General features: G+C 30.7%; 16 protein-coding genes. 7 read left to right on the forward strand and 9 right to left on the reverse strand.

What is annotated here, in order from left to right; translation table 11 throughout:
• Positions 1 to 15 precede the first annotated feature (15 nt).
• Genes BMZ09_RS07470 through BMZ09_RS07480 form a run of 3 tightly spaced genes read left to right on the forward strand, consistent with a single transcriptional unit; the run spans position 16 to position 2,468 of the window.
• On the forward strand, positions 16 to 927 hold the full coding sequence (locus BMZ09_RS07470) for a hypothetical protein (protein WP_090839077.1): 912 nt from the start codon (positions 16 to 18) through the stop codon (positions 925 to 927).
• Complete coding sequence (locus BMZ09_RS07475; RefSeq protein WP_090839079.1) at positions 920 to 1,717, forward strand: glycosyltransferase family 2 protein; 798 nt, start codon at positions 920 to 922, stop codon at positions 1,715 to 1,717. Before BMZ09_RS07470 ends, BMZ09_RS07475 begins: the two co-directional genes overlap by 8 nt.
• Positions 1,704 to 2,468, forward strand: coding sequence for a lipopolysaccharide kinase InaA family protein (locus BMZ09_RS07480; RefSeq protein ID WP_245741109.1), 765 nt, complete (start codon positions 1,704 to 1,706; stop codon positions 2,466 to 2,468). Before BMZ09_RS07475 ends, BMZ09_RS07480 begins: the two co-directional genes overlap by 14 nt.
• Here BMZ09_RS07480 and BMZ09_RS07485 read toward each other — a convergent pair.
• The 4 genes from BMZ09_RS07485 to BMZ09_RS07500 all read right to left on the reverse strand — a co-directional run bounded on the left by BMZ09_RS07485 (position 2,465) and on the right by BMZ09_RS07500 (position 6,269).
• Positions 2,465 to 3,214 (reverse strand): glycosyltransferase family 2 protein, encoded by a 750-nt coding sequence (locus BMZ09_RS07485; RefSeq protein WP_090839083.1) that lies wholly within the window; start codon positions 3,212 to 3,214, stop codon positions 2,465 to 2,467. The two genes, BMZ09_RS07480 and BMZ09_RS07485, sit on opposite strands and share 4 nt — an antisense overlap.
• A 39-nt stretch (positions 3,215 to 3,253) precedes the next feature.
• Positions 3,254 to 4,336 (reverse strand): CDP-glycerol glycerophosphotransferase family protein, encoded by a 1,083-nt coding sequence (locus BMZ09_RS07490; RefSeq protein ID WP_090839085.1) that lies wholly within the window; start codon positions 4,334 to 4,336, stop codon positions 3,254 to 3,256.
• Between the two features lie 2 nt (positions 4,337 to 4,338).
• Positions 4,339 to 5,391, reverse strand: coding sequence for a glycosyltransferase family 9 protein (locus BMZ09_RS07495; RefSeq protein WP_090839088.1), 1,053 nt, complete (start codon positions 5,389 to 5,391; stop codon positions 4,339 to 4,341).
• Positions 5,392 to 5,453: 62 nt separating this feature from the next.
• A complete protein-coding gene (locus BMZ09_RS07500) occupies positions 5,454 to 6,269 on the reverse strand; it encodes a 2,3,4,5-tetrahydropyridine-2,6-dicarboxylate N-succinyltransferase (protein WP_090839090.1) in 816 nt (271 codons plus the stop codon).
• 102 nt (positions 6,270 to 6,371) lie between these two features.
• Here BMZ09_RS07500 and ruvX point away from each other — a divergent pair, with 102 nt between their 5' ends.
• The 4 genes from ruvX (at position 6,372) to mazG (ending at position 8,794) form a co-directional block, all read left to right on the forward strand.
• Positions 6,372 to 6,782: a Holliday junction resolvase RuvX gene (gene ruvX, locus BMZ09_RS07505; RefSeq protein WP_090839092.1), complete on the forward strand. Its 411-nt coding sequence runs from the start codon at positions 6,372 to 6,374 to the stop codon at positions 6,780 to 6,782.
• An 8-nt stretch (positions 6,783 to 6,790) separates the two neighbouring features.
• Positions 6,791 to 7,384, forward strand: coding sequence for a peptide deformylase (def, locus tag BMZ09_RS07510; RefSeq protein WP_090839093.1), 594 nt, complete (start codon positions 6,791 to 6,793; stop codon positions 7,382 to 7,384).
• A gap of 105 nt (positions 7,385 to 7,489) precedes the next feature.
• Positions 7,490 to 7,912 (forward strand): DUF5606 family protein, encoded by a 423-nt coding sequence (locus BMZ09_RS07515; RefSeq protein WP_090839094.1) that lies wholly within the window; start codon positions 7,490 to 7,492, stop codon positions 7,910 to 7,912.
• 108 nt (positions 7,913 to 8,020) lie between these two features.
• Positions 8,021 to 8,794, forward strand: coding sequence for a nucleoside triphosphate pyrophosphohydrolase (gene mazG, locus BMZ09_RS07520; RefSeq protein WP_090839096.1), 774 nt, complete (start codon positions 8,021 to 8,023; stop codon positions 8,792 to 8,794).
• Between the two features lie 986 nt (positions 8,795 to 9,780).
• On the opposite strand, the gene BMZ09_RS07525 is transcribed toward mazG, so the two are convergent.
• From BMZ09_RS07525 to BMZ09_RS07545, 5 genes are all read right to left on the reverse strand, one after another.
• Positions 9,781 to 11,685, reverse strand: a complete 1,905-nt coding sequence (locus tag BMZ09_RS07525) for a DUF349 domain-containing protein (RefSeq protein ID WP_090839098.1) — start codon at positions 11,683 to 11,685, stop codon at positions 9,781 to 9,783.
• 94 nt (positions 11,686 to 11,779) lie between these two features.
• Complete coding sequence (locus tag BMZ09_RS07530) at positions 11,780 to 12,547, reverse strand: shikimate dehydrogenase family protein (protein ID WP_090839100.1); 768 nt, start codon at positions 12,545 to 12,547, stop codon at positions 11,780 to 11,782.
• Positions 12,516 to 13,535: a DUF368 domain-containing protein gene (locus BMZ09_RS07535; protein ID WP_090839102.1), complete on the reverse strand. Its 1,020-nt coding sequence runs from the start codon at positions 13,533 to 13,535 to the stop codon at positions 12,516 to 12,518. Before BMZ09_RS07535 ends, BMZ09_RS07530 begins: the two co-directional genes overlap by 32 nt.
• Positions 13,536 to 14,549, reverse strand: coding sequence for a DUF368 domain-containing protein (locus BMZ09_RS07540; RefSeq protein WP_090839104.1), 1,014 nt, complete (start codon positions 14,547 to 14,549; stop codon positions 13,536 to 13,538).
• 53 nt (positions 14,550 to 14,602) lie between these two features.
• Positions 14,603 to 15,991 carry a tetratricopeptide repeat protein gene (locus BMZ09_RS07545; protein WP_090839106.1) on the reverse strand — a complete coding sequence of 463 codons (1,389 nt, stop codon included), beginning with the start codon at positions 15,989 to 15,991 and terminating at the stop codon, positions 14,603 to 14,605.
• Positions 15,992 to 15,996: the final 5 nt, after the last annotated feature.

The raw sequence follows: 15,996 nt of genomic DNA on the forward strand, positions 1-15,996 counted from the left end.
GACTAATAATTTATAATGAAAAACATTGTTGTTGGCTTTTTGATGTCTTATGACTACGAAAAGTTAAAACTATCCATTCCTCCAGTTTATGATCAAGCGGATAAAATCTACCTTGCATTAGACCACAAACAGCGTACTTGGACAGGAATGTCCTTTGAGGTGGATCATAGTTTTTTTGAATGGTTAACTAGTTTTGACAAGGATAATAAGATTGAAATTTATAGAGCTGATTTTTACATTCCAGAATTAAATGCTATCCAGAATGATACAAGAGAACGTCATTTATTAGCATTAAAAATGGGAATTGGTAATTGGCTAATACAAGTGGATTCTGACGAGATTTTTATTGGTTTTGAAAAGTTTGTAAAAACATTAAGACATCATGATAAGTACTTAGATAATCCAAAGGAAAACCCAATTCAGATAGCAGGATTTTTAATTAATATCTATAAATATTTGGAGGATGGATTGCTGTATGTTAAACAGCCTACAAAAGTGTTTTTGGCTACAAATTATCCTAATTACAAGACCGCTAGAAAAACTAAAGAACGCATTATTTACACCAACAATGTGCTTTTACATGAATGTTTATCTAGAACAGAGGAAGAGCTGCGTTTTAAATTTAAAAATTGGGGGCATAGCCATCAATTTAATAATCAGTTTTTTGATAAGTGGAAAAAGGCAAATAAAAATAATTATAAAACAATAAAAAACACCTTTTATTTGGATCCTAAGCTTTGGAAGTCTTTAGGTTATTTTAATACTAAAGATTTAAAGAAAATAGAGAAAATTATAAAAGCTAATCCTAGAATGTGTCACTCTAAATTTTATTTGTTTAAAAAAAATATAGGACAATATTTTAAACATTTGGGACTTTTTAAAAAGAAGAAGGACGTTAAATTTGAAGGCTATTTTAAAAATGACTAATACCTTAATTATATCAACATACAATTGGCCCGAAGCATTAAGTTTAGTTTTGAAAAGCGTTTTAAACCAGTCAAAACTTCCGGATCAAGTTATTATTGCGGATGATGGGTCTACTAAAACAACTAAAGTGGTTATAGATGCCTTTAAGTCTAAAACAACAATTACGGTTCTTCATCTTTGGCAAGAAGATATAGGGTTTAGAAAAGCAAAAGTTTTAAATAGAGCCATAGTAGAATCTACAGGAGATTATATTTTACAGGTGGATGGAGATTGTATTTTGCATAGACATTTTGTTAAAGATCATTTGTCTTTAGCAAAACCAAGCCAGTATCTTTTTGGTAGTCGTGTTACCATAAAAAAAACGTTTTTAGATTCATTGTTTAAGAGCAACGGAATTAATTTTTCATTTTTGTCTAAAGGAATTAAGAAACGCACTAGAGCGATTCATATTCCTTTTCTTAGCCATTTTTATAAATCTAGTCGAGAGTTTTCTAAAAAATATAGAGGATGTAATACGTCTTATTTTAAAACGGATGCTTTGGCTATTAATGGTTATAACGAAGATTTTGAAGGTTGGGGTCGTGAGGATTCTGATTTCGCATTGCGATTATTGAATAATGGGGTTATTTCAAGACGAATAAGATACAAAGCGATTGTTTTTCATATTTATCACTTTGAAAAACCTAAAAATAATTTAGAGAAAAATAATAGTATTGAGTTACAGACTATAAAAAACAATGTAACGTGGTGTGACAATGGAATTAACAAAGATAAAAGTGAAAACAAATAGACAAGTACATCCAGACTTTAAAATAAACGAATCAGTTTTAGATGACATTTTTGTTAATTTTGAAACTAAAGGAACGCCTTTTGGCGATCAAGAACGAAATACTTTAAAAACGTTTGATTTGCAAGGTTATATTGTAAATGTAAAATCTTTTAGGATTCCTAATTTTATTAACCAAGTAGCGTATCGTTTTTTTAGAAAAAGTAAAGCACAGCGTTCGTTTATTTATGCTAATAAACTTAAAGCATTAAATATTGGAACACCACAACCTGTTGCTTTTTATGAAGAAACGAGCACTTTTTTATTTAAAAAAAGCTGCTATGTTAGTCAACAATTAGATTGCGATTATACTTACCGAGATTTAACTAAAGATTTTAATATACCAGATTACGAAACTATTTTAAGAGCTTTTACTAGGTTTACATTTAACCTACACGAAAATAATATTTTGTTTTTAGATCATTCTCCAGGAAATACATTAATAAAAAAAGTAGGAGAGGACTATCAGTTTTATCTAGTCGATTTAAATAGAATGCAGTTTAAGGATTTAAGCCTTCATGTACGTATTAAAAACTTTGCAAGATTAACCATTCATAAAAGTATGGTTGAAATTATGAGTGATGAGTACGCAAAATGTTCTGGTGCTGATTATGACAAGATTTTTAATTTAATGTGGAAAGAGACTGAAACTTTCCAAGAAAAGTTTTATCGTAAGAAACGTTTAAAAAAGAAACTTAAATTTTGGAAACGTTAATGATTTAATGTTTTTAGTGTTTTGTATCTAAAGTATACACCATAGGCACTTAAGTAGCATAGCGTAAAGCCTTCTTTACCATCTAAGAAACCTAGTCTAAATATATAATTGACAATAAACTTGTATAATGGTCTAAAGTGTAAATTAAAGATATTGGTTGTCTTTCTTTTTTTGCTTAATTCTAATGCTTTAAGTTTAGCATAATGCTCCATTTTTGACTTGTAATGAGCTGCGCTATCAAAGCTATAATGTAGCATGTTGTTTTTTAAAAGTCCTGTCTCTCCTTCAATTTTTGGCATTTCATGCACTATTTTATCTTGAATATAAGTTACTTTATTTGTTTTGAATAAGCGATAGGTTGTATCCGTTTGAAATCCACTAAACCTAATGCGTTTATTTTTAAAGTAGAATAAACGTTTTATCATGTAACCAGAAATAGAAGTGTCGCTATTGATAGTTGTAATTATTTCTTTTTGTAATGGTTTGGTTATCCTTTCGTCTGCATCAATAAATAGTATCCAGTCTTGGGTAACCTGCTTTAAAGCAAAATTACGCTGTTCAGCAAAATTTTTAAATTTATGCTGTATTACTATTACATTACTAAATTTTGCTATTTTTTCTAACGTAGCATCGGTACTAAAAGAATCTATCACAATAATTTGGTCTACAAATGAGATATTGTTAATCAATTCCTCAATATGTTTCTCTTCATTAAATGTTATAATTAGTCCAGCGATTGTTTTCATGGCAAGTATTAGATAGCTATTAAATTAAGTTTAATCAAATTATTTAGCTATTGTGGGTGGTTTGTTATAGCTTTTTAAAGTATAGTAATTTAGTTGTTTTCGTATTTTGTATTTTCTTATGATGTTAAAAGGTTTACGTTTTAAGTAACTTTTATCATCATGTAAAAATGCGATTGTAGTATCAATTATGCGCATACTAGATTTTCCGTCAAAATAAGGATGGAGATCTTTTATGAAAACCTGTATGTTTTTGAGCAATTTTTCAGTTGGATTTAAAGCTTCAATAAAGGCTTTTTCAATATTGATTGATTCATTTACATCAATTAAGTAATTGTGTTTAAAAGTATGATTAAATGTAACTACCGGTTTTTTTTGTAATAAAAATTCTTGAATCGCAGATGTGGTATCTGCAAACAAAATATCTGAAGTTTGAAAAATTGGAATCAAATCTGTTGTATCGTAATAACTAAAATTTTTGTTCTCAAGTGTTTTCCATTTATCCACAATTACTTTAGGTATTTTAGGATGAAGCACCATTTTAAAGCGATATCTATTAGTGATAGAAAGTCTTTTTATCTCATCAAAAACCTCATTGTTAAACGCTAAGCTTAATCTTTCGGTAAATGTTGAGGCTATTAAAACGGTAGGAATATTACTATTGTCCGTTTTTTTAGTAATAGGAAATAACGGGTCTACTTTACTCCAGCCTGTTTCTATAACCTTAAAGTGTTTATGCTTTTCTTCTAATTGTTTAAATATACTGGTTGTACTTGGACCTTGCGTGCAATATAAATCAAAGAATCCTCGAATTCTGAACTCACTAAATATGTGTTTTTTTGATGGCCTTTTACGTGCTAAAAATCCATGAAATACTTGCACTTTTAAACCTGTAATAAAATCGGGCACCATATTAGTTGCTGTTAAAACAACATCGGGCTTATAATCTAAAACATCCTGTATAGTTTGTAAAGCATTATCTTTTTCTTGTATTGCTTTTTTACCATCTTCAATATCTGCAAACCATTTTACAGTATAGCCTCGTTTTAAAATTTCTTTTTCCAAAGGATTACCAATTGGTAATGCATAACTATATGATATGTAGATTAAAAATTTATAATTCATGGTTATAAGTTACTTAAAAAGTTTTTAAGTTCGGGTTTTATAAATTCAGGTTTTAGTTTTAGATAATATTTCTCAGGATCCTTTTTAGCTTCGTTTTTATCGGTTTCCCCGTAAGGGATATAATCAGATAAATGTATTGCTATATTATGTCCTGGCTCGTTTTTACTATACCAATTAGCTTTATTTAGATACGGCGAAAAAATAGTAAAAGTAGGAATGTTTAGTGCTTTTGCCATGTTATTTGCACCACCTTCATTTCCTATTAAGGCATCACATTGTTTTGTAATGGCTAAAAATTCTCTTAAACTTTTTCCAAAGACATCAAAAAAGATATGCTTTTTTGTTTCTGGTAGACAGTAATCAAAAATAGCTTTTGCTTCTGTTTTCTGCTTTGGTATATAATTAAAAAGTATCTGAGCGTCTTTAGTATTTGCTACAAGACTATCTAACAATTCAGCCATATATTTAGCAGGATAGGTTTTTATAGGACTACTACCTAAAACACTAATCATAAATAGAGGCTTACTGTCTTGTATATTGGAACTCTCTAAATATTTTTTAGCATTACTTATTTCTTGAGGTTTCAAATAAATTTGAGGGACTCTATTTTTAAAAGTAATATCTAAAGGTTCTAAAAGTTTTAATCTGTTTTCAATTGCTAAACTAGCATTGTGTTGCGGTTTTTTTAAACGCTGTACAGTATGCGAAAAAACAAATGCAGTATATTTTTTATGATATGCTATTTTAGTTTTGGCAGCAGTAAAAGCGCTGATAAGTGCAGTTCCTAATTTGCCATAAACATCAATAACAATATCGTATTTTTCTTTTTTTATAGTTTTTAAAAAGCGATAAAATTTTAGTTTACTCTTTTCAATCTCTGGAGTAATAAAAACAAAGTTATCAATATATGGGTTGTGCTCTACAACCGCATATGTGTGAGTATTAATAACATAATCTAGTTGTGCCTTCGGGTATTTTTCGCGCAGAGCTTCAAACAGAATACTACTTGTCAGTACGTCCCCAATCATTTTCTGTTGTACAACTAAAATTTTCAATCGCTATTTATTTTTTATCAGTACTTTAACTTGTTTTGATAATTACTGTAATTCTAAATTAATTACACAGCAACATCATACTCTCTTAAAGCATCATTTAAAGATGTCTTCTTATTTGTACTTTCTTTACGTTTTCCAATAATCAATGCACAAGGGACTTGAAAATCTCCTGCAGCAAAGGTTTTAGTGTAACTACCAGGTATAACTACTGATCTTGCAGGTACACGACCTTTCATCTCAACAGGAGTATCACCCGTAACATCTATAATTTTAGTACTCATGGTTAATACCACATTAGCTCCTAAAACAGCTTCTTTTTCTACGTGTACACCTTCTACAACGATACAACGTGACCCAATAAATGCACCATCTTCTATAATTACCGGAGACGCTTGTAAAGGCTCTAAAACACCACCAATACCAACACCACCAGATAAGTGTACGTTTTTACCAATTTGTGCGCAACTACCAACGGTAGCCCAAGTATCAACCATGGTTCCTTCGTCTACATACGCGCCAATATTTACGTAACTAGGCATTAAAATTGTTCCAGCAGATATGTAAGCACCATGACGTGCAACAGCATTTGGTACCACTCTAATTCCTTTTTCTTTATAACCCCTTTTTAGTGGAATTTTATCATGATATTCAAAAATACCAGCTTCTAAAGTTTCCATTTTTTGAATAGGGAAATATAAAACAACCGCTTTTTTAACCCATTCGTTAACCTGCCAACCATCAGTTGTCGGTTCTGCTACTCGAAGTTTTCCTAAATCTAAAAGGTTAACCACTTCTCTAATAGCGTCTATCGTTTTTGCGTCTGTTAATAACTCTCGGTTATCCCAAGCAGTCTCTATTGTTTTTTGTAATTCTGTCATGTCAATTTTAATTTAAGACAAATATAATTCGTAAAAATTAAAATATGGCACAATATTTAAGGTGTTAAGAGTATAAAACTATAAATTTGCACAAAATTTAATATGGCTCGCATTTTAGCAATTGATTTCGGAAAAGTTAGAACAGGATTAGCAGTTACTGATGAGATGCAAATTATTGCCTCTGGATTAACCACAGTTAATACTAAAGAGCTTATTGCATTTTTAAAAGACTATCTAAGTAAAGAGCAGGTCGAATTATTTTTAGTCGGAGAACCAAAACAAATGGATAATACGCCAAGTGAAAGTGAAGCGTTAATTATTCCGTTTTTGGTAAAATTAGAAAATGTATTTCCTAAGATTCCGATAAAGCGTGTGGATGAACGTTTTACTTCTAAAATGGCGACGCAAACGTTAATAGATAGTGGATTAAAGAAAAAACAAAGACAAAATAAAGCGCTTTTAGACGAGGTTAGTGCAACCATAATCTTACAGAGTTACCTTTATAATCAATAATAAATAGTATGATATTACCAATTGTCGCCTATGGCGATCCCGTTTTAAAGAAAAAAGCGACTGACATTACTAAGGATTATCCAAAGTTAAAAGAACTAATAGCAAACATGTACGAAACTATGTATGGTTCGTTTGGTGTTGGTTTAGCTGCACCGCAGATTGGATTGTCAATCCGTATGTTTATTGTGGATGCAACTCCGTTTGCAGATGACGAAGAAGTTTTAGGTAAGGAAGAAAGTGAGTTTTTGAAAAATTTTAAACACACCTTTATCAATCCAGTTATTTTAGAAGAATCTGGTGATGAATGGGCGTTTAATGAAGGCTGTTTAAGTATTCCTGATGTTAGAGAGGATGTATTTAGACAACCAAATATTAAAATTGAATATTTTGATGAAGACTTTAATAAGCAAACTATGGCATTAGATGGTTTGGCTGCTAGAGTATTTCAGCATGAGTATGATCACATCGAAGGGATTTTATTTACAGACCATTTATCTGCGTTAAAAAAGCGTTTGATAAAAGGAAAATTAACCAATATCTCTAAAGGGAAAATCAATGTAGATTACCGCATGAAATTTCCATTAATGAAAAAGAAACGTTAAACGTTTGGAAAACCCAAACTAACATAAGATATTTGCCATCCAATTTTTGAACACTATGCAGCGTCAAAGTGAAAGATAAAAGGATAATTAAAAACAAGAAACTATATGGCTTTAGATAAAGTATTAGCAATTGCAGGTAAACCTGGATTATATAAATTAGTAACTCAAACAAGAGGGGGCTTTATTGCTGAATCTTTAATTGATAATAGACGTATGTCTGTTGGAATACAACAAAACGTTAGTATTTTAAGTGAGATTGCAATTTATACTTTAACAGAAGAAGTACCATTAAAAGACGTCTTAAGTAAAATTAAAGACAAAGAAAAAGGAGCACAAACTAGTATTAGTCATAAAGACTCTAAAGATAAACTGGAAGAATACTTTTTTGAAGTATTACCAGATTATGATGAAGATAGAGTGTACCCAAGTGATATTAAAAAAGTAGTACAATGGTATAATATGTTACAAAAAAATGACATGTTAGACTTTGATACTGCTAAGACTGAAGCGTCTGACGAAGAAGAATAAATTGACTTAATTTATAGATATTAAAAATCCAGCTTTTGCTGGATTTTTTTTGTTTATCATTTTTTAAGATGAAACAAATCAACGTACTTTTACAAAAACCTTTTTTATATGAATTCTAGAGCAGATCAATTAAAAGCATTTGACCGTTTATTGACTATTATGGACGAGCTACGTGAGCAATGTCCTTGGGATAAAAAGCAAACCATGGAAACGTTACGTCATTTAACTATTGAAGAAACTTACGAGTTAGGCGATGCTATTTTGGAAGACGATTTAGAAGAGGTTAAAAAGGAAATTGGAGATCTTATGTTGCATATGGTTTTTTATGCAAAAATAGGAAGTGAGAAAAAAGCATTTGATATTGCAGATGTTTGTAATGGTATATGCGAAAAACTAATCCACAGGCACCCACATATTTATGGAGATGTTACTGTAAAAGATGAAGCAGAAGTCAAGCGTAATTGGGAAAATCTAAAATTAAAAGAAGGAAGAACAAGTGTTTTAGAAGGTGTTCCTAATAGTTTGCCTGCCTTAGTAAAAGCAAGCAGGATACAAGAAAAAGTAGCAGGAGTTGGTTTTGATTGGGAAAGACCAGAGCAAGTATGGGAAAAAGTAGAGGAGGAGCTTAACGAATTTAAAGTTGAAGTAGAGAAGGGCGATACTGATGCAATGGAAGACGAATTTGGAGATGTATTGTTCTCTATGGTAAACTACGCTAGGTTTTTGAATATAAATCCAGAAAACGCCTTAGAACGCACGAATAAAAAGTTTAAAAAACGCTTTGAGTATTTAGAACAAAAAGCAAAAGGGTTAAACAAAGATTTAAAAGACATGACTTTGGGTGAAATGGATGTTTTTTGGGAGGAGGCCAAAAAACAGTAATTGGAAAATCTGTGATTTTCAAATACTAAGTTTTTTTGGGAGGAGGCCAAAAAACAGTAATTGGAAAATCTGTGATTTTCAAATACTAAGTTTTTTTGGGAGGAGGCCAAAAAGCAGTAATTAGAAAATCTGTGATTTTCAAATACTAAGTTTTTTTGGGAGGAGGCCAAAAAGCAGTAATTAGAAAATCTGTGATTTTCAAATACTAAGTTTTTTTGGGAGGAGGCCAAAAAACAGTAATTGGAAAATCTGTGATTTTCAAATACTAAGTTTTTTTGGGAGGAGGCCAAAAAGCAGTAATTAGAAAATCTGTGATTTTCAAATACTAAGTTTTTTTGGGAGGAGGCCAAAAAGTAGTAATTAGAAAATCTGTGATTTTCAAATACCAAGTTTTTTTGAGAGGAGGCCAAAAAGCAGTAATTAGAAAATCTGTGATTTTCAAATACTAAGTTTTTTTTGGGAGGAGGCCAAAAAACAGCAACACTAATATTCTATTTGAGAGCGTCAAGAGACTATTCTATAATCCTGCTTTGGCAGGATTTTTTTTAATTAAAATTGAAAGAATGATCAATAGCCTTTTTTATGTAATTGTAGTCTAATTATTAGCTAAAAAAGAGGTCCTTTTTTGAATATATATTATTTTTTTTCAATCTAAAAAGTCCAAAACTATAATTGTACCGTATATACTTATAAATGACACAATATTTTTATAGAATATAGTTGATTAATAGCATACATCACACTGATGTCATTAAAAATAATTATTTCTTGTAAGCGAACAGAAGTAATTGGTTAGTTTAGTTAGGAGCTAAAATCCCACTTCTTTTTAGAAGTGGGATTTAGTTTTTTATAACCTTTTGTTCGTTAATAGCACGTGCGTCTTGTATTGTTGTGGTAGTCATGGTTGGGTATTGGCGTTTTAAACAAAAAAAAACCTGTTTAATACATTATAATGTGTTAAACAGGTTAGTGTAATAAGTTAAATATTAAGAATATAAACTTTTTATTTTTTTCAATTTAGTAGTCCATAGCACTAAATCGTCTTTATGTCTTGTAATGTTTTTATGCACATCTTTTACTAAAGGATTGTCCGATTTTACGTTAGAGAAAAACTGTAAGTTGTTTTCTAATTGAATGATTTCAGCTTTAATTTCATCAACTTTTTTCTGAATATAAAAACGCTCATTATCCAATGCTCTAGAGTCATCTCCTGAAGCTAATTGGTCTAATTTGTTTTCAAATTTAATTAATTCAGTTTCTGTTTTATTAAGATCTAAAGATTTAAATAGTCCATCTAAAGTTTCATTAAAATCACTTTCAATTTGACGCTTGTTACGCGGTACACGTCCTATGATTTTCCAGCTATTAATTTGTTCTTTAATAGTCGCTAAATCAGTTTTTTGCTCTCCAGATAATTCTAGACTTTTAACAGCAGCTAAAAGCGTTTCTTTTTGTGTATAAGCTTCTTCTTCCTCAACACTTGCTGCGTTACGTTGTTCTTTTATACGGTCAAAGTAATGGTTACAAGCACTTTTAAACTGTTTCCATATTTTGTCACTGTCTTTTCTTGGTACATGTCCAATACGTTTCCAGTCACCTTGTATTTTTTTCATTAATTGCGTCGTCGCTTGAAAGTCATCACTTTCTTTATTGTCTTCTGCAATTTTAACTAAGGCTTGCTTTTTCTCTAAATTATCGTATTGGTCTTTCTTTAGCGTTTTATAGAATTCGTTTTTCTGTCTATTAAAATTTCTAACAGCTTCTTTAAAACTAGCCCAAGTTGCTTCGTTAACTTTTACAGGAACTTTACCTGCTTTGAAAAACTCTTCTCTAAGTGCTTCAATTTCTTTGATTTTGTTTTGCCATCCACCATGATTGCTAATTTTCTCGTTAGCTTTTTCATTAATTAGGGTAATAATAGCGTGCTTATTTAGTAAGTTTTGCTCGTATATAGTATCAAGGTTTTTAAAGTAATCTTGACGCTTAGCATTTATTTTTTTTGTAGCTTCTTTAAAACGATCCCAAATCGCTTCTCTATGTTCTCTAGATACAGGGCCTAATTCTTCCTTCCAAATTTTATGTAAATTTTGAAGTTCTCTAAATGCTCTGTTTGTGTTTTCGTCGTTTGCTAAAGTTTCTGCTTGCTCAATTATTTTAGTTTTTAATTCTAAATTACGTGCAAAATCTTTGTCTCTTAAATCTCTATCTAAATGTAGTAAGTCATAAAAACGTTCTACATTAAAATGGTAGCTATTCCAAGCATTATTGTATTTGTCACGAGGAATAGGTCCTGCAACTTTCCATTGGTCTTGAAGTTCTTTAAATTTTTTGTATTTAGTATTCATAGAGTCTTCAGCATCTTCTGTTAATGCCTTAATACCATCTATGATTTCTAATCTGTTTGTAAGGTTTTGTTTGTGGTTTTGCTCTATATTTTTATAGTGCCCATTTAAACGTTGTTTATAATCTTTATAACTGTCTTTAAAACTGCGTTGTAAAGTAGATTGGAAACTAAAGTCAATGATGTTACCACCTGTGCTTAAAAACTCTTCCTTTTTCTCGTTAAGCAATTCTTGAAACTGCTTATCAAATTCTGTTTTTATAGCATCAACATGTTTTTTGATGGCTTGTACTTTTTCATTTTGTACTAAACGTTCAATCTCAATAACCAATTGTTCTAGGTTAAGCGACTCGTAATCTTTATCCTCAATGTTATGACGATCAACATTACCTTCATCCTCAGCATCCTCTGCATTAGAGTCGTCAATTTCATTCAACACTTCATCGTTATCTTCTGTTACAGAAGTTACTTCTTGAGGCGTTTCTGGTTGCACGTTTTCGTTAATTTCTTCCGTTCCATCTGCATTTTGCAGGTTATCTAGCTCTGACATTTTATAAATGTTTTAGTTTGTTTAATGTGTATTTAGCTTTTAAAGATAGTAACAACTTCAAAAACTACCAATATTTTAGGTGTTTACTCGTCAATTAAAGGCCTTTATTCCAGATTTTCCATGATTTTTCAGCCTGAAACACTAACATGTCATAACCATTTAGTGTTTTTGCACCTTTTTGCTTGCCTTCTTTTAAGAAAACAGTTTCCGATGGGTTATATATTAAATCGAATAAAATATGCGTGTCTTGGATTCCGTTATACGGAATTTTAGGTGCATCTGTAATATCTGGAAATGTGCCTACAGGCGAACAATTAATTATAATCTGATGGTCACTTATTATTTGTTCTGAAAGCGCGTCATAGGTGTAACTTGCTTTTTTTGAAGCTTGGCGAGATACAAAATGAAAGTCAATGTTCAATTCTTTTAAAACAAAAGCAATCGCTTTACTTGCGCCTCCTGTTCCTAATATCAAGGCTTTTTTATGTTGTTTTTTTAAGTGTGGTTTTATTGCTTTTTTAAACCCGTAGATATCTGTATTGTATCCTTTTAAATTTCCTTTTTTGGTGAATTTAATGGTGTTTATAGCGCCTATCTTTTTTGCTTTTTTATCTAATTTATCAAGAAAAGGAATAATACTTTCTTTATACGGTATGGTAACATTTAAGCCAGCTAAGGCTTTTGTTTTTAATACTTTTTTGTCAAAATCTTCAATATTTTGAATATCAAAATTTTGGTAAGTAGCATCTGTTATGTTTTGATCTTTAAATTTGTTTGCGAAATAATTTTCTGAAAACGAATAAGAAATATCCTTACCAATTAACCCGAAATTACGCTTGTTGTTGTCTTGTTTTTTGTCCATAAAGTTCTAATGCTAATACGATTGCTATTCCTAATAAAATATAAAAAATGGCTAAATACGTTTGGGTATTAAGTGGCGGTAAAAACCGCTCGTAGTTTTCTATGATTTTTTGACCTCTAGAGTCAAGTAATAAACTACCATTGTCGTTTAGTTTATATAGTGTATGTTTAAAAGGCCAAACAACACCTAGGGATCCTACAATAAATCCAATTATTGATGCTATTGTAACACTTTTATAATGTTTTAAAATATAATTTAGCGCGTGAGAAAATGTTACTAATCCAACCACAGACCCTATTGTAAATACGGTTAATACTTTTAGCATTCTTAAGCGCTCTAGGTTAGCAGTAAAGCTAAAATCACCAATAAGTATTTCTGAAAATGTGTCAAATAAAGCATTTACGGAATCTACTAGTAATAACACATAGTTACCTAAAAGTATTAAGATAAACGAGCCTGAAAACCCAGGTAATGTCATACCAGAGACACTAATAATACCACAGAAAAACACAAATATAAGGTTGTCATTTTCTGTTGCTGGATCTAAAAAGCTGATTCCTAAACCTAGGGTAGTACCTATTAATAATGCTATAATGGTGGTTGTTTTCCAATCTTTAAAGTCTTTGCTTATATAATAAATAGAACCAATTATCATCCCAAAAAACACACTCCATACATACAATTGGTAATGCGTAATTAAATAGTCTAAAAGTTTTGAGATGCTAAAAAAACTAACAATCATTCCTAAAAACAATAGACTTAAAAAACGACCATTGATATAGGTGTAAAAGGATTTAAACCGACCTTTAATTAGTAGTTTAAGTGCTGTACCGTTTACTTTTTGTAGAGAATATATAAATTCCTCATAGAATCCAGCAACAAATGCGACAACACCTCCAGATACGCCAGGAACCTTATTGGCAGCGCCCATGCCTAATCCTTTTAAGATTAAGAATAGTTTATCTTTAAATGTACGCGTGTTTTCCATTTATTTAGACTTGTGACCTACTTTTTCTAGAATAAAAATAGTTAAAAATCCTGCAATCATTAAAGCAATGGCTACTGCTATTTGTGGATTAGCTAAATAGTTATTTAACTCACTGTACTGAAGCGGATTTACACTTTGTTCTGCTATAGTTTTGTACGTGTCAAAATCGTTTGTAGTTTTTTGGAAAAAGGAAAGCGTGCCAAAATCTGTAATTGTATTTAATGGTACAATGTCTCCGGTTTTATCAATCATTACGGAAACTGTTTTTTTCCAAGGCCACACCTTGTTTAAAGACCCTAATATAAAACCTGTCAGTATAGCTAAGGTTGTGTTGTGGTAGTTTTTAAATAACCATTTTAAAACATGACTAAAACTTAATAATCCAACGACAGCACCTGTACCAAATAAGGCTATTTTTTTTATATCAAAATCATGAAAAGCATTACTTAATGTTTTGTAAGCTCCTAAAATTAATAAGATAAAACTACCTGAAATACCAGGAAGAATCATAGCGCAAATGGCTATGGCACCAGCGACAAATAAAAAGTATGGATTATTACTGCTAGCTAAAGATGGAAGACTGGTAATATAAAACGCAGCCAAAGCTCCAACAATTAAAGCTATTACTGTACTAATGGACCATTTGTTAATTTGCTTACCAATAAATAAAATACTAGCTATAATTAAACCAAAAAAGAAAGACCAAATTAAAACAGGGTGATGCTCTAGTAAATATTTAGCTAATCGCATAAACGATACAAAACTGATAATAATACCAGTTAAAAGCGCAACAATAAAGTTACCGTTTAGTTGCTTCCAAAACGCAGAAAGACCTTCTGTTTTTAGGGTTTTAAATAATGCTAAGTTAACACCGCTTATAGTAGCTATTAGCTCTTCGTATATTCCAGAAATAAAAGCAATTGTACCACCTGAAACACCAGGGACAGCATCAGCTGCTCCCATAGCTACACCTTTTAAGGATATTAAAAGGTAATCTTTTAAACGTCTTTGCATAGTTTAATTTTTGTTAGTAATCAAAGGTATACAAAATTCGTTTTAAGTGTAAATTATTGTAACTTTTTTAATGCCTTCTTAAAGGTTGTAGATTCGTATACTAATGGAAATAATTCTTCCACAATAAACAGATTTTCTGCATTAAAATCTAATGCGTTTTTTAAGTGATAACTTCCTTTTTCTGTTTCTAACATACCATAATAAATACCTACTAATCTAAACTCTATATCAGCTTCTTCTGGATAAAATTCGGCAGCTTGAATTAAATTTAAACACGCTGCATCAGTTTCTCCTAATTTGATTAATATGTCACTTCTTTCTAACCAAGAAGATAATTCATAATTACCAAGTTCTATAGCACGTTTGTAACCACGTTCTGCTTCTTCTAAGAAGTTTAATCTATGGTTTATTTTTGCATATAGTTTCCAGTATACTGCATTTTCTTCGTTAATATTTATCGCTTTATTAATGTAATATAAAGCTTTTTGGTAATTTTTTTGCTTGTTGTAAAACTTAGTGATTGCAATCCAACCTTTGTCTAATAATGGGTCTTCTTTTACAGTTTTATAAAAGTATTGTTTGGCTAAGTCAAATTGACCTAGTTTTTCATGACAACATCCTAATCTTAATAATGCAAAAGCGGTTGGGTCATCTAACTCTAACGTCAAAGCGTAATTTTCAATAGCTTCGTTATAACGTTTAAGTTTTTCTAATACTTTACCTTTTTCTAGATAAGCCCCAACAAATCTGTCGTCAGAGATAATCGCAAAATCATAAGCACTAAGCGCTTTTTTGTATTCTTTTAGTGTGTAAAATTGTTTTCCTAATTGGTGCCATCCTACTTCAGAATAAGGACTGCCATTTAAATAATCATTTAAAAAATGGATGGCTTCTTGATTTTCATTTAAAAAATCAAAGCAATACATTACATTGTATAGTGACGAGTAATCTTCATTATCCTCAGCTAGACAGCTCATAAAACTTTGTTTTGCCTGTTCGAAATTATCTAAAAACAAATATTCCATTCCAATTAAAGAATGTAATTCTGAGGTTTCTTCAGACAAATCTAAAGCTGTAGTCAATACTTTTATGGCATCTTCATGCTTATCATCCTTAGATAATATATTGGCTTTTTGAATATAAATTTCTTCGTTAGAAGGTTCTAAAATATATAGCGCATCAAGTAATTGATTGGCTTCTTTTAGTTTGTTTTCAAATACAAATATTTCTACTTGAAACAATTTTAAATTAGTGGATGAGGGATGTTGTTGCAAACCTAATTTAATAGCTTTTTTGGCTAAAGACACCTTACCTTGATTAAGGTAATGGTGTATTATGTTCTCAAATTCATCCGAATCAAAAAACAACACATGGTTTGTTTTTAACATGGATTCGAACTTTTTAAGCGATATTTTATTTGGTTCTTCTTGACTAAACTCCATAGGCA

Source organism: Olleya namhaensis (assembly GCF_900114005.1).
GTDB classification, from domain to species: Bacteria; Bacteroidota; Bacteroidia; order Flavobacteriales; family Flavobacteriaceae; genus Olleya; species Olleya namhaensis.

Bases quoted from the DNA above. Each gene is read 5' to 3' on its own strand.
- BMZ09_RS07470 (WP_090839077.1), top strand. From the start codon at position 16: ATGAAAAACATTGTTGTTGGCTTTTTGATGTCTTATGACTACGAAAAG.
- BMZ09_RS07475 (WP_090839079.1), top strand. From the start codon at position 920: ATGACTAATACCTTAATTATATCAACATACAATTGGCCCGAAGCATTA.
- BMZ09_RS07485 (WP_090839083.1), bottom strand. From the start codon at position 3,214: ATGAAAACAATCGCTGGACTAATTATAACATTTAATGAAGAGAAACAT.
- BMZ09_RS07490 (WP_090839085.1), bottom strand. From the start codon at position 4,336: ATGAATTATAAATTTTTAATCTACATATCATATAGTTATGCATTACCA.
- BMZ09_RS07500 (WP_090839090.1), bottom strand. From the start codon at position 6,269: ATGACAGAATTACAAAAAACAATAGAGACTGCTTGGGATAACCGAGAG.
- ruvX (WP_090839092.1), top strand. From the start codon at position 6,372: ATGGCTCGCATTTTAGCAATTGATTTCGGAAAAGTTAGAACAGGATTA.
- def (WP_090839093.1), top strand. From the start codon at position 6,791: ATGATATTACCAATTGTCGCCTATGGCGATCCCGTTTTAAAGAAAAAA.
- BMZ09_RS07515 (WP_090839094.1), top strand. From the start codon at position 7,490: ATGGCTTTAGATAAAGTATTAGCAATTGCAGGTAAACCTGGATTATAT.
- mazG (WP_090839096.1), top strand. From the start codon at position 8,021: ATGAATTCTAGAGCAGATCAATTAAAAGCATTTGACCGTTTATTGACT.
- BMZ09_RS07525 (WP_090839098.1), bottom strand. From the start codon at position 11,685: ATGTCAGAGCTAGATAACCTGCAAAATGCAGATGGAACGGAAGAAATT.
- BMZ09_RS07530 (WP_090839100.1), bottom strand. From the start codon at position 12,547: ATGGACAAAAAACAAGACAACAACAAGCGTAATTTCGGGTTAATTGGT.
- BMZ09_RS07535 (WP_090839102.1), bottom strand. From the start codon at position 13,535: ATGGAAAACACGCGTACATTTAAAGATAAACTATTCTTAATCTTAAAA.
- BMZ09_RS07540 (WP_090839104.1), bottom strand. From the start codon at position 14,549: ATGCAAAGACGTTTAAAAGATTACCTTTTAATATCCTTAAAAGGTGTA.
- BMZ09_RS07545 (WP_090839106.1), bottom strand. From the start codon at position 15,991: ATGGAGTTTAGTCAAGAAGAACCAAATAAAATATCGCTTAAAAAGTTC.